The following is a 13,378-nucleotide window of genomic DNA, read 5'->3' as shown; positions in this document are numbered from 1 at the left end:
CAAAAAGGTGGCCGGCGCTGACATCAGGGCCCGCCCGGAGCGGTCGGCGGGGACGAGGCCGGCGCCGGTGACGGTTATAGGCCTTGACGGGCGGCGTTTATTTGATTAAAAGACACTGCTTCAGCAGTTGGTAGGAATGGCTGGTCGGGAGGGTTTTCCGCCCGGGGCTGGCCATCTCCCGAATGTTTAATTACCCCGAGGAGTTGTTACCCATGACCCTGCAAACCGAAGACAAACAGGCCATCATCGCCGAGTATGGCGCCAATCCCCAGGATTCCGGCTCGCCCCAGGTCCAGGTCGCCCTTTTGAGCGCCCGGATCACTTATCTCACCGAGCATTTCAAAATCAACAAGAAAGACCATCACTCCCGCCGCGGCCTGCTCAAGCTGGTCGGTCAGCGCCGGCGCCTGTTGGACTACATCAAGGGCAAGGACGTCGAGGCTTATCGCCAACTGATCCAGAAGCTTGGTATCCGTAAGTAAGTTTCGCGTTAATAATAAATCTGTTGCTTCAGGTAAACGTTCAGCTGGGTGGCCGCTTACGGCACCGCTGGACGTTTGCCGTTTTGGCTCCCGCCGTTGGGAGCCCACCGAGGGCAGGCGTCGCGGGCCGTGAAAACCGCATCATTCGTCTGTCAAGATGACCGTCAGAGGAGAAAGAAAAATGGAAAAGAAGATCAGTATCGAATTAGCCGGCAGAACCTTGACCATCGAGACCGGCCGCCTGGCCAAGCAGGCCAGCGGCTCGGTTTTAGTAACCTACGGCCAGAGCGTGGTCCTGGTGACCGCCACCGCCGCCCGCGAGGCCCGGGCCAACGTCGATTTCCTGCCGTTGACCGTTGAATACCAGGAGCGTTTCTACGCGGTGGGCCGGATTCCCGGCAGTTTCTTCCGCCGCGAGATCGGCCGCCCTTCGGAAAAGGAAACCCTTTCCTCCCGCTTCATCGACCGGCCGCTGCGGCCGCTGTTCGCGCCCGGCTACCAGAACGAAACCCAGGTCATCGCCACCGTTCTGTCCGCCGACCAGGAAAATGATCCCGATCTGATGGCCATGCTCGGCGCTTCCGCCGCCCTGACCGTTTCCCATATTCCGTTCCTCGGCCCCATTGCCGGGGTCCGGGTCGGAATGATCGACGGCCAGTACGTCCTCAATCCCACCCGGGAACAGCGCAAGAATTCCCGCCTCGACCTGATTGTCGCCGGCTCCGCCAAGGCGGTGGTCATGGTGGAAGGCGGGGCCGACAGCCTGTCCGAAGAAGAGGTGATGGGGGGCATTTTCTTCGCCCATGAATCCCTGCAGCCGCTGCTGGCCGTCCAGGAAGAGTTGCGGGCGGCGGTGGGCCGGCCCAAGATGGAGGTCAAAGCCCCCGAGGTGGACGAGGCCCTGCGGGCCCGGGTGCAGGAACTGGCGGCCGGCGAGATGGCCGCGGTGATCAGCACCGTGGACAAGCAGCAGCGCTACGAGGCCGTGGCCGTGCTGGAGGATAAAGTCGTGGCCGCCCTGGAGGCGGAAATGGCCGGGCAGGCGCCCGATGAGGCGGCGGCCAAGCTCAAGGAAGCCAAGGGACTGCTCCACGATCTGAAGAAGAAAATGATGCGGGAACGGATCGTCAGGGAGAAAACCCGGATCGACAACCGCCGCCTCGACGAGGTTCGGCCGATCACCAACGAGGTGGCGGTGCTGCCCCGGGTGCATGGTTCGGCCCTCTTTACCCGCGGCGAAACCCAGGTTCTGGTCAGCGCCACTTTAGGCAGCGGCGAGGACGAGCAGCGGATCGAATCCTTGAGCGGCATGTCCTTCAAGCCCTTCATGCTCCACTACAACTTTCCGCCTTACTGTGTCGGCGAGGTCCGCTTTCTGCGCGGTCCCAGCCGCCGCGATATCGGCCACGGCGCCCTGGCCGAACGGGCGGTGCGGGCGATGCTGCCGGACAGCGAAAGCTTTCCCTACACCATCCGGGTGGTTTCCGAGGTCCTGGAATCCAACGGTTCATCCTCGATGGCCACGGTCTGCGGGGCTTCGCTCTCCCTGATGGATGCCGGGGTGCCGATGAGAAAGGCGGTTTCCGGGATCGCCATGGGTTTGATCAAGGAGGGCGAGGATGTCGCCATCCTGACCGACATCCTCGGCGACGAGGACCACCTGGGCGACATGGACTTCAAGGTGGCCGGGACTGAAGACGGGATCACCGCCCTGCAGATGGACATCAAGCTTGAGGGCGTTTCCCAGGAGATCATGGGCCAGGCCCTGGCCCAGGCCCGGGCCGGGCGGCTCCATATCCTGGAAAAGATGAAGGAAGCCATCGCTGCTCCCCGGACCGATGTGCCGGCCCATGCCCCCAAACTCTTCAGCATCACCATCAATCCCGACAAGATCCGCGATCTGATCGGCCCGGGGGGCAAGATGATCAAGTCGATCACCGCCGATTACGGGGTCAAGATCGACGTCACCGACGACGGCAAGGTCAAGATTTTCGCCCCCAGCGGCGAGGTGGCCGAGCAGGTCAAGGAAGTGATCCTGGGCCTGACCGCCGAGGCCGAAGTGGGCAAGATCTATACCGGCATTGTCCAGAAGGTCATGGATTTCGGCGCCTTTGTCCAGATCCTGCCCGGCACCGACGGCCTGGTTCACATTTCCGAACTGGAAAACCACCGGGTCAACAAGGTCACCGACGTCCTCAACGAAGGGGATGAGGTGCGGGTCAAGGTCCTGGAAATCGACTCCCGCGGCAAGATCCGCCTGAGCCGCAAGGCGTTGCTGCAGGAGGAAGGCCAGTCCTGAGCCGACGGGATCAACAGCCACCCCCCCAGCCGGGAACGGGCAGAATCTCCGGACCTGCCCGCCCCCGGCTGCATCTCTGAACTGTACCGTGGACGCCGGAACTTATTTGAACAGACCATTGCCCAATCAGGTCAGCACCCTGGCCAACGGAGTGCGGATCGTCACCGAGGCTACCCCCTCCCGGGTGGTTTCGGTGGGGATCTGGGTGGAGGTCGGGGCCCGTGACGAGCATGACCTGACCAACGGTTGCTCCCATTTCGTCGAGCACATGCTCTTCAAGGGGACCACCCGGCGCAACGCCCATCAGATTTCCCGCGAGTTCGACGTGATGGGGGGCGCCGCCAACGCCTTCACCGCCACCGAAAGCACCTGCTATTACGCCACGGTTCTGGCGGACCGGCTGCCCCAACTGGTCGATCTGCTCAGCGATATCGTGCTCAATTCCCGCTTTGCCCCCGAAGAGGTGGAAAACGAGCGCGAGGTCATCCTCCAGGAAATCGCCATGGTGGAGGACACCCCCGATGATTTGGTGCACGATCTTTTCAATCGCCAGATCTGGGGGCGCCATCCCCTGGGCAACAGCGTCCTGGGTCCTCCCCGGGTGATTGCCGCCCTCACCCCCGGCCATCTCCGCGACTACCACCAGCGTCATTACAACCCGGGCCGGATTCTCATCGCTGCGGCCGGCAAGGTCGAGCACCAGAGCTTCCATCGCCTTTGGCAGGAGGCTTTCGCCGGCCGAGCAGGGGCCGGGGCGGTGGCCGCCGACCTGGCTCCCGCGGCCCGCGGCGGCGCCCTGAGCCGCCGGCCCCCGGAATATCTCCAGTCGAGCCGGCGGATTTTCGCCCGGGACCTGGAGCAGGCCCACCTGGTGCTGGGCGCCTACGGCCTGGGCGAAACCGATCCCCAGCGCTATGCCCTGCACCTGCTCAACACGGTGCTGGGCGGCAACATGAGTTCCCGCCTGTTCCAGGAAATCCGGGAAAAGCGGGGCCTGGCCTATGCCGTTTATTCCTACGTCAACGCCCACAGCGACAGCGGCACCCTGGGTATTTACCTGGGCGTGGATCCCCAGGCGGCAGCCGAGGCGGTGGCCCTGGTGAACGCCGCGGTCAGCCGCCTGCGCCGGGAGCCCCTGGCGGACGAGGTGCTGGCCGAAGCCCGCGATTATGCCCGGGCGGTGATCATGCTGGCCGAGGAAAACATGGAAGCCCGGATGTGCCGGCTGGCCCGCAACATCATCAACTTTGGCCGGCCGTTGCCCATCGAAGAAATTATCGCCGATCTGGCCCGGGTAACCGCCGACGATGTCCTGAAGGTGGCCAATCGGGTTTTCGCCCCGCCCCTGAGCGGCGTGGCGCTGGGTCCCCTGGACCAGGACCTGCTCAACTGGTAAACTTGCTGCAGCACCCCATTGAGCGGCGTTCAGCCCGGCTTGGCTTGGACGGCGAACCAGGCGGCGCCGATCCGCTGGCCGCGGGCTGCGGCCCGGCGGCCGTTTTACCTTGTTCCTGGGCGGTTGATCCTCTTTTTCCGGTTGGTTTGGTGCGGTAGCTACTGTTGGCGGCGATGGGGTTTGGCCATGCGATTTTGTGTGCTGGGCGGCGGGAGCAAGGGCAACGCCACTTACGTTGAGGCGGGGGAGACCCGGCTGTTGATTGATGCCGGCTTTTCCGGCCGGGAGATCGAAACCCGGCTGGCCGCCCTGGGAGTGGCTGCCGCCTCTCTGAGCGCCATTCTGCTCAGCCATGAACACTGCGACCATATCCGGGGAGCCGGAGTTCTGTCCCGGCGCTACCGTCTGCCCCTGCTGGCCAACCGCGCCACCCTGGCGGCAGCCGGGCCCGGCCTGGGCAATCCGGCCGCGGTGGGGGAATTCACCACCGGCACGGCCTTTGTCTGCGGGGAGGTGCAAATCCATCCCTTCGCCGTTTCCCACGATGCCGCCGAACCGGTGGGGTTCCTCCTCCAGGCCGGCGGGATCTCTTTGGGCCACTGCACCGATCTCGGCATGGTTTCCCGGCTTACCCGTCATCGCCTGAGCGGCTGTAACGCCCTGGTCTTGGAGTGCAATCATGATCCGGAGATGCTGATGAACGGGCCCTATCCCCCCGCCCTGAAGCAGCGGGTTCGTTCCCGGCACGGCCACCTGGCCAACCAGGATGCCGCCGCCTTCCTCTGTGAGCTGCTCCACCGGGAGCTGCGCCACGTGGTGCTTTCCCACCTCAGTGAAACCAACAACACCCCGGCCCTGGCCGAGCAGGCGGTTCGCGCCGCCCTGACCGCCACCGGAGCCGGCCCCCTGCCGCAGATCACCATCGCCTGCCAGCACCTGGGCAGCGCCCTGCTCCACCTCCGTTAGCCGGGCCGAGCCCCCCAATCTTGCGCCAAGCGGCGGCCCGCCACGACATCGGGGCCAGCCAGCTCGCGCATTGACTGCCTGGGTTTTGAACCTGTCAAGTGAGGCGGCGGTAGAGGGTGCGGCGGCCGATGCCCAGGATCTGTGCGGCCCGGCGCTTGTTACCGCCGACTCGGGCGAGGACCAGGCGGACGTAGCGGTTGGCCACTTCTTCCAGGGAAGGCAGATCCGGTTCCTCCCCATCGCCCAGCAGTTGGGGCGGCAGGGCATCGTCCCCTGCCTGGTCCGCCGCCTTCGCGGGGCGGCGGATCCGCTCGGGCAGATGTTCCAGGCCGATTTCCCGGCCGGGGCAAAAGGCCACTGCCCGTTCAATAGCGTTGCGCAGTTCGCGGACGTTGCCGGGAAAGGGATAGCGCCGCAGGCGCGCGAGGGCGGCGGGGGCAATTAGCCGGGCCGGGCGCCGGGTTCGGGTGGCGAACAGTTCGATGAAGCGGGCGCAGAGCAGATCCAGGTCATCATCTCGCTGCCGCAGGGGCGGCACCTGGATCCGGAAAGTTTCCAGCCGGAAATAAAGGTCTTCCCGGAAGCGGCCCGCCCGGACCTCCTCTTCCAGGTCGCGGTTGGTGGCGGCAATGATCCGGACCTCGACCCGCTGTTCCCGGTCAGCCCCCACCGCCCTCACCATGCCGTCCTGGAGAATGCGCAGCAGCTTGGCCTGGAGGTTGAGCGGCAGTTCGGCGATTTCATCGAGCAGCAGGCTGCCGCCCTCCGCTTGGAGAAACAGGCCGCGGCGAGCCCGGTCGGCCCCGCTGAAGGCCCCGGCGGCGTGACCGAAAAACTCACTTTCGGCCAGTTCGGCCGGAATTCCGGCGCAGTTGACGGCGATCAGCTTCTGGTCGGCCCGGCCGCTTTCCTGGTGCAGGGCCCGGGCTACCAGCTCCTTGCCCACCCCGCTTTCACCGCTGATCAGTACCGGGCCGCCGGCCGCCGCCACCTGGCGCAGGGTGGCGAACATTTTCCGCATCGAGGAGCTGCGGCCGATGATGCCGTGGAAATCGTCGCTGCCCAGCAGTTGGCGAAAACGTTGGACTTCGCCGCGCAGGCGCCGGGTTTCCAGGGTCCGCCGCAGACAGAGGAGCAGGTGGTCCAGGTCCAGGGGCTTGGTGAGAAAATCGTCGGCGCCCTTTTTCAGAGCCTCCACCGCCTGGGGTACCGTGCCGAAGGCGGTGATGATGATCAGGGCCGGCTGCGGCGGGGGCAGGTGGCGCAGCCGTTCCAGCAAGTCCAGGCCGTCGGGGCCGGGCAGGCGCAGGTCGCTGAGGACCAGGTCCGGCTGCCAGCCGCTGACGATCTTCCAGGCCCCGGCCACGTCGCCGGCGGTCCGCACCCGCAACCCATGGTCCACCAGCTCTTCCGCCAGCAGTTCCCGCAGGCCGGGGTCATCCTCGACGATCAGGACTTTTTCTCTTTTTTGCGCTTCAGTCATGCTGTTCTTCCTTTTCCGGGGCCAATGCCGCGGCCGGCGGCAGGCTGAGGGTGAAGACCGCTCCGCCGTCGGGGGCGTTTTTCACCTCGACGTTGCCGCCATGATCGCGGGCCACGCTGTGGACCACCGCCAGGCCCAAACCGGTGCCTGCGCCCACTTCCTTGGTGGTGAAAAATGGTTCAAAGAGCCGCGGCAGCAGCTCCGGGGCAATTCCCGGACCATCGTCCGCCACCTGGAAGCCGGCCTGCTCGCCCCGGCTGAACCAGGAGAGTCGGATGGTGCCGCCGCGACTCAGGGCCTGGAGGGCGTTGCGCAGCAGATTGCCCAGGGCCTGTTCGAGCCGGATCGGGTCGACTTTGAGCCGGGGCGGCGGCCGGTCGCCGAGGACCAGCAGCCGGGTCCCCTGGCACCGGGCCTGCTCCCGCACCTGGGCGGCGGCATTGGCGGCCGGCACCTCGGCGCTGATGGTCCGGAGACGGGGGCGGTTGTTGCGGCCGAAGTCCAGCAACTGGCGGACGATGTGGCTCATGCGGGCCACCGCCGCCCGGATTTCCCGGAAGGCGGCGGCACTTTCCGGGGGTTGGTCGCGGCGCAGCATGCGTTGGGCTTTGCCCGCCACCAGGCTTAAAGGGGTGCCCAGCTCGTGGGCGACCCCGGCGGCCAGACCACCGATGGCCGCCATTTTTTCGGCCTGGCGCAACCGCCCTTCCAGCCGGCGCTGCTCTTCCCGCTGGTAGGCCAGCTCCTTTTCGCCCCGGGCGATGCTGTCCAGCATCCGGTTCATCCCTTCGGCCAACTGGCGGATTTCGGCGGGCCCCCAGGGCCGGGCCCGGTACTCCCGCTCACCGCCGGCGATGCGGGCCATGCTGGCCACCAGGCCGTTGAGAAAGGTGCCGATAATCCGGTGATGGGCATACAGGACCAGGCTTAGCAGGGTTAAGCTCAGCAGGGAAAGCAGCAGCAGGGCGCGGGCGCGGACCTGGTGGATGTCTTCCCGGAACTGGCTGCCGTCCCGGGTCAACTGCAGCAGCCCCAGGTTGCGGCCCACCGAGTCGCTCAGGGGGACGAAGTAGGAGTAGACCTGCTGTTCCCCGGAACCGTCGTAGGCCCCGTGCCGATCGCCCTCGGCGGCCAGCTGCACCAGCTCCCGGCGCTCGACTCCCGGTTCGGCGGGGCCGCTGGCCGCCACCCGGCGCCCTTCGTGATCGTAAACGTAGACCCCGTAAACTTCGCTGAAGCGAAAAGCCGAGGAGAGGGTGCGGTCCAGGCTGCGCTGGCGCTCAAATTCCAGGGCGTGTTCCAGGGGGCCGCGGATGGCCCGAGCGATCAGTTCGATGTCTTTCTGCATCTGGTGCTCGACCAGTTTTTCCAGGCCTCGCAGACTGGACCAGGAAACCAGGGCCAACAGCAGTACCAGGGGGACGAGGAGAAAAAATACCAGGGTCAGCCGCAGGCTGTAGCCGCGGGCCAGCAAACTTTGTGTCATCGTAGTCCTCCATAATGAACCATGTGCTAATATGGCACATTATAGCGGCCGGGTCAAACGGGCCGTGTCAGCGGCTCGGCTGATTTTTTTTGTTAATCATAACGGAGACCTATAGTTGAATATGAGAAAAAACCATTTTACCCTGCGGGCCGGTATCAAGCTTGCAATTACCCGTTGTTATCGATCAGCCCGTTGCGGCCGGGATGGCGGCGACGGGCCCTTTTAAGCCGGCCCTCTGACTGGGCCTAGTAACAACAAGGAGGCAGTTTTATGAACCATCAGAACAATTCGAAAAAGATTATGACCCTGCAGAAAAAACTCGTAGGCGCGATGCTCTTTATGCTCATGACCCTGGCCGCCCCGGGCCTTGTGCTGGCCATGCCGGGCATGGGCGGCGGCGCGGCCCCCCAGCAGTTCGAGCAGGAAACCCTGCAAAGCTTTGCCAACGCCTCGGTGCAGCTGCAGGAGATTCAGCGAAATTATGCTGCCCGCCTGGAAGGGGTCCAGGAGCAGGAAAAAGCCATTGAACTCCAGCAGCAGGCCAACCAGGAAATGGTCGCCACCGTGGAAGAAGAGGGGTTGGACGTGCAAACCTACAATGCCATCGCCAACCAGATGAATAACTCACCGGAACTCAAGGCTACGGTCATGGACATGATCGAACAAGCCCGCAACAACTAATAAAGCATTATCCCCAATCCTTTGTTTTCGGTACAGCCCGCCGGTCCCAGCTAGAAAGCCTGGAGCCGGCGGGCTTTTTTGCGGGTAAACGCTTTCAAGCTGGCGGTACCGGGACAATCCGGTATAAATTAACATCTACTAATCTAATCGAGCGGTTATGCAGCGCCCTGACCGCCACCTGAGGACTCCTGCCGGAGATCACCATCACCTGCCAGCACCTGGGGAGGCTCTTGATTCAGCTCGCATAATCTAGCTTGGGGGGTGAGCCTGCTCCACATGAACCTGGTTTCGGCATATTGTTGACAAAATTTGTCAGTATAACGGCCATATTGGGTCAATGTTCTCCCTTGGGCCGCGATCTGCCGGCAGGCTATCCGTCCGCCGCCCAAAACCTTCCTGCTGGCGAGGCGGCGGCAATCCGGTATAATCGGGTTATCAACCCTGATCAATCCGGCAAAAGTCAACACTCCCGCTGGTCGGTCCCGGCTGAACAACTGGTTGCGAAGCGGGCCTTCGCGGCGGCGCGGCTTTTGCATCAGCGACAACGCCGAGGGGGCAGGTTTGCCTGGATGAGACGGCAGGTAAAACACGCAGGAGGCAACGGCAGGGTCATGACCGCTAACCTTTCCATCCTCCGGACCGATCCCAACAACAGCGAGGTGCCGGATGGCGGCAAACCCTGATGCTCCCCTTTCCCCGACGGCGGCGCGGGCCCAGATCCGGCGCCGGGTGCTGGCGGCCCGCGATGCCCTTACCCCCGCCGAGCGCCGGAGCAAAAGCGCCCTTATCCACGCGGCCCTGGCCGGTCTTGAGCCTGTCCGGCGCGCCGCCACCATCATGACCTATCTTCACTTTCGCAGCGAGGTGGAAACCTTGCCCGGCTTGCTGGCCTACTTGCCGGCGGGTTGCCGGCTGGCGGTGCCGTTGACCCTGGTGGCGGCCCAACGCCTGGAGATTTTTCTGCTCAGCGATCCGGCCCGCCAGTTGCGCCCGGGCTACTGCGGCATTCCCGAACCGGACCCGGCCCGGGCCGATCTTCTCGACCCCGGCGAACTCGATCTCGTCCTGGTCCCGGGCAGCGCCTTTGACCGCCGGGGCGGGCGGCTGGGTTACGGCGGCGGCTACTACGACCGCTTTCTGGCCGCCGCGGCCCCCCGGGCCTTGCGTGTCGGCCTGGCCTTCGATCTCCAGGTGGTGGAGCCCTTGCCCCTGCTCCCCCACGATCAGCGCCTCCACTACCTGGTCAGCGAAAGCGGGGTGATCAGCTGCCGCTGATTGTTGTTTAAAACAGGTCCCAGAGCATCCGGGTGCCGACGGCGATCAGCAGCAGAGCGAAGATTTTCTTTAGCCGGTCCACCGGCAGGCTGTGGGCCAGACGCACCCCCAGGGGGGCGGTGAAGACACTGGCGGCGACGATGGCGAGCAGGGCCGGCAGGTAGATGAAGCCCAGGGAATAGGCCGGCAGATCCGAAGCCCCCAGCCCGTTGACCACATAGCCGATGGTGCCGGCCACCGCGATGGGAAAGCCGATGGCCGCCGAGGTGCCGATGGCCTGATGCAGCCCGATATTGCACCAGACCATGAAGGGGACCGACAGGGTGCCGCCGCCGATGCCCACCAGGCTGGAAAAGATTCCGATGGTGCCCCCGGCCCCGAACATTCCCGCCGGGCCGGGCAACTCGCGGCTGGGGTTGGGCTTGCGGCCGGTCAGCATCTGGAAGGCGACGAAATAGAGGAACAGGACGAAGAAGCCCTTGAGAAAGTTGGTGGAAAGGGCGGCGGCGACGAAGGTTCCGCCCAGGGTGCCGACCAGGATGCCGGGCACGATCCGCCGCACCACCTCCCAGCGCACCGCTCCCCGGCGGTGATGGGCCATGAAGCTGGAAACGGCGGTAAAGATAATGGTGGCCAGGGAAGTGCCCAGGGCCAGATGCATCAGGTGCTCGGCCGCCACCCCCTGCCAGGCCAGGGCGAAAACCAGCATCGGGACAATGACCAGGCCGCCGCCGATCCCCAGCAGGCCGGCCAGCACCCCGGCCACCGCGCCCAGGCCGAGATAAAGCAGAATGACGGATAACATCTCGATTTTCTCTCAATGGTTTGGGTTGATAAAACAGGGCCCAGCTTTGCCCATCGGGGTGGTAAATGTCAAGCAAACAATCGGGGGGACCAGGCCAGCCAGTCCGGTATGCCATGGGGCGAGCTTGGCCGGGAGATCCGGCCAGCTTCGGCGCCGGATATTAATTATGGGCGAAAAATTAAAAAGAAAAGACCCAAAACAGCGGAAAGATGTTGCGGATTTGCTGTCGGATGGCATTATCATGGCTGATAAATGGTGGCCAGAATTTTAAGCCGGGATAAGCTCGGATAACCACGGAGGCGGGGCATGGAAATGGAGCTAGCTGGCAATTCCCCCCAGACTGCCCTGGATAAAATTCTAAAAAACGCGGTCCTGGCCTGCCTGCAGCCGGACGTGGTGGAGCGGCTCGACTTTCTGGTCCAACGGGAAGGGCCGGCCACCTGCAAGGCCATCCTGGAACTGATTTCCCATCGTGAATTCAGCCCGGAGGAAGCCGCCTCGTGTTGGCGGGAAATTGTGGCCCACCGGGGCAAAATGTCCGCCGCACTGGGTCGGCCGGTGGACTTGGCGGTGGCGGCTTGCGATTATTTTACCCTGCAGGGCCAGGGAATATTCTTTCCTAAATTTGTCGATATCATGGAGTTCGAGGCCCTGAAAAGCGAGAGCCAGTATGATTTTCTCACCGGTCTGCTCAACCGGCAGGCTCTGGAGAGCGCCCTGCACCGGGAGATCGGCCGGGCCGAACGATCTCTGTGCCAGCTTTCGGTCATCTTTCTCGACCTTGATTCCTTTAAGGACCTCAATGACCGCCATGGTCACCTGGCCGGCGACAAAATGCTGCAACAGATCGGTAAGATTTTTGGCCAGAGGAAGCGCCTGGTGGATATCGCCGCCCGCTACGGCGGCGATGAATTCGTCATGCTCCTGCCCGATACCAGCAAAAAGGAAGCCCGGGTGGTAGCGGAAAGGATACGTGAGGCGGTAAGCGAGGAAGTGGTAACCCTTGAGGGTCGGACAGTAAGCCTGACGGTCAGCGCCGGCATTGCCAGCTACCCCGATGACGGCACCAGGGGAGAAGACCTTTTTGCCTGCGCCGATAACGCCCTTTACCGGGCCAAACGCCGCGGCGGCAACAACGTCCAGCTTTATTGTCCCGAAAAACGCCGGGCTCAGCGGGTGGAAATCGTCGCCCCCCTGGTCATTACCCGGATCGACCAGAAACCTGCCCGCCTGGCCCCCTTGCAGGCCAAAAACCTCAGCGAAACCGGGATCCTGCTCGAGAGCAACTTTCCCTTAACCGCCGGCTCGCGCCTGGAGTTGGAAGTTTCCCTGGGCGAAACCAAGTTGACCATCCAAGGCCAGGTGGTGAGAACGGAAAAGCGCGACCAGCAAATCTTTGATGTCGGGGTGGACTTTCTCGGTCCCGTGGAAAAGGCCGCCGCCCTGGTGCGCGATTTAACCGGCCGGGCCAACAAAGAATAGCCGGCTGCCTGGCCGAGCGTCTTTTTTCTGCACCCGGTCCCGCTAACATCAGGCTAATGCCGGAACCACCCAGTCCACTGAATCAGGCTCCTTACTTGACATGGCAGGAAAGACAGAGGGCGCTGCGCAAGTTGTTCCTGGACAGCATGAAGGGTTCGCCCGAGAAGCGGTTATGGCAGGTACCACAGCCGATCCGGTCGGCAAATAGTTCGATTTTATCTCCAAGGGCTTCCGGGGGAATAAAGTTGCGTGGTCTTTTGTTGAATGTTTCCCGGTAGGAAATCCCGATGGGATGGTTATTGAGCCGGCAGGAAAAGTTGTTCCAGGTTTTCGCGGCGACTTTTACGTCCAGGGCAGCGATTCGGTCATCATGGCATTCGAGGCAGAGCAGGGTGATGGGATCGATTCTGGTATCGGCCTTATTGACCTGAAATTGGCCGCCATGGGTGGCCCCCAGGAAGATATGGTCCTCATCGTCTAATTCGTGGCAACTCAAGCAGAAATGCTTGCCTTCAACAATGCGCCGCAGGAAGTGGCCGGGCCCATCCGGGCTGTCCCTTTCGGCATGGACATCGTGGCAACTGATGCAGGTGAAGAAGCCATCCTCCAGTGGGATTTCGCGGGGCAGGGTTATGCGCGGGAAAATGTCCGTCGGGTGGGATTGGTAACTTCTCTTTCGCGCCGGAGGATGACAGGTTGTACAGGCAGCGGTGATATCCCAGCGCAGACTTTCCTTTCCCCCTTCGCCATCGGTATGACAGAGCAGGCATTCTTCGAGAGTGAACCGGTGCGGCAACCCATCGGAGATGCCCAAGACGATGGTTGGTACGCCCAGAACCAAGCCGACAAGAAGCATTTGCAGCCATTTCATGGTTTGGCCAGATTCATGTGGATATTCTCTCTCTAACACGAGGTGGTAACGGATGCAGTGGTTGCCGGGAGCAAAGGCCTCGGAGTCATTCTACTAAACTCCCGTGTAATGACAATTATATAAGCTATAAATGGTCAAGTCATGGTTTTTCT

The 13,378-nt window shown here is 63.2% G+C and carries 11 protein-coding genes; 7 read left to right on the top strand and 4 right to left on the bottom strand.

The features are described from left to right. Positions 1-212 precede the first annotated feature (212 nt). From rpsO to ACHHTY_RS04910, 4 genes are all read left to right on the top strand, one after another. Complete coding sequence (gene rpsO, locus ACHHTY_RS04925) at positions 213-482, top strand: 30S ribosomal protein S15 (protein ID WP_395492979.1); 270 nt, start codon at positions 213-215, stop codon at positions 480-482. 181 nt (positions 483-663) lie between these two features. Next, positions 664-2,781, top strand: a complete 2,118-nt coding sequence (gene pnp / locus ACHHTY_RS04920; RefSeq protein WP_395492978.1) for a polyribonucleotide nucleotidyltransferase — start codon at positions 664-666, stop codon at positions 2,779-2,781. A gap of 106 nt (positions 2,782-2,887) precedes the next feature. Next, positions 2,888-4,177: a M16 family metallopeptidase gene (locus ACHHTY_RS04915; RefSeq protein ID WP_395492977.1), complete on the top strand. Its 1,290-nt coding sequence runs from the start codon at positions 2,888-2,890 to the stop codon at positions 4,175-4,177. A gap of 186 nt (positions 4,178-4,363) precedes the next feature. Beyond that, positions 4,364-5,143: an MBL fold metallo-hydrolase gene (locus ACHHTY_RS04910; RefSeq protein ID WP_395492976.1), complete on the top strand. Its 780-nt coding sequence runs from the start codon at positions 4,364-4,366 to the stop codon at positions 5,141-5,143. A gap of 94 nt (positions 5,144-5,237) precedes the next feature. On the opposite strand, the gene ACHHTY_RS04905 is transcribed toward ACHHTY_RS04910, so the two are convergent. Next, positions 5,238-6,626 carry a sigma-54-dependent transcriptional regulator gene (locus ACHHTY_RS04905; RefSeq protein ID WP_395492975.1) on the bottom strand — a complete coding sequence of 463 codons (1,389 nt, stop codon included), beginning with the start codon at positions 6,624-6,626 and terminating at the stop codon, positions 5,238-5,240. Continuing rightward, on the bottom strand, positions 6,619-8,112 hold the full coding sequence (locus ACHHTY_RS04900) for a sensor histidine kinase (RefSeq protein WP_395492974.1): 1,494 nt from the start codon (positions 8,110-8,112) through the stop codon (positions 6,619-6,621). The genes ACHHTY_RS04905 and ACHHTY_RS04900 overlap by 8 nt, the downstream gene beginning before the upstream one ends. Before the next feature lie 270 nt (positions 8,113-8,382). On the opposite strand from ACHHTY_RS04900, the gene ACHHTY_RS04895 reads away from it, so the two are divergent. After that, positions 8,383-8,793, top strand: coding sequence for a DUF4168 domain-containing protein (locus ACHHTY_RS04895; RefSeq protein WP_395492973.1), 411 nt, complete (start codon positions 8,383-8,385; stop codon positions 8,791-8,793). 666 nt (positions 8,794-9,459) lie between these two features. Next, the gene (locus ACHHTY_RS04890; RefSeq protein ID WP_395492972.1) at positions 9,460-10,068 is read left to right on the top strand and encodes a 5-formyltetrahydrofolate cyclo-ligase; all 609 of its coding nucleotides are present in this window, start codon (positions 9,460-9,462) and stop codon (positions 10,066-10,068) included. A gap of 7 nt (positions 10,069-10,075) precedes the next feature. On the opposite strand, the gene ACHHTY_RS04885 is transcribed toward ACHHTY_RS04890, so the two are convergent. After that, positions 10,076-10,873, bottom strand: a complete 798-nt coding sequence (locus ACHHTY_RS04885) for a sulfite exporter TauE/SafE family protein (RefSeq protein ID WP_395492971.1) — start codon at positions 10,871-10,873, stop codon at positions 10,076-10,078. Between the two features lie 306 nt (positions 10,874-11,179). Between ACHHTY_RS04885 and ACHHTY_RS04880 the strand changes: the two genes are divergently transcribed. Next, the gene (locus tag ACHHTY_RS04880) at positions 11,180-12,355 is read left to right on the top strand and encodes a diguanylate cyclase (protein ID WP_395492970.1); all 1,176 of its coding nucleotides are present in this window, start codon (positions 11,180-11,182) and stop codon (positions 12,353-12,355) included. A gap of 91 nt (positions 12,356-12,446) precedes the next feature. On the opposite strand, the gene ACHHTY_RS04875 is transcribed toward ACHHTY_RS04880, so the two are convergent. Further along, on the bottom strand, positions 12,447-13,226 hold the full coding sequence (locus ACHHTY_RS04875) for a cytochrome c3 family protein (protein ID WP_395492969.1): 780 nt from the start codon (positions 13,224-13,226) through the stop codon (positions 12,447-12,449). Positions 13,227-13,378 lie beyond the last annotated feature (152 nt).

It is taken from the genome of Desulfurivibrio nitratireducens (assembly GCF_044068515.1).
In the GTDB taxonomy this organism is placed as follows: Bacteria; Desulfobacterota; Desulfobulbia; order Desulfobulbales; family Desulfurivibrionaceae; genus Desulfurivibrio.
Note: the sequence above shows the minus strand (reverse complement) of the source record. Positions and strands in the feature narration are given on the sequence as shown.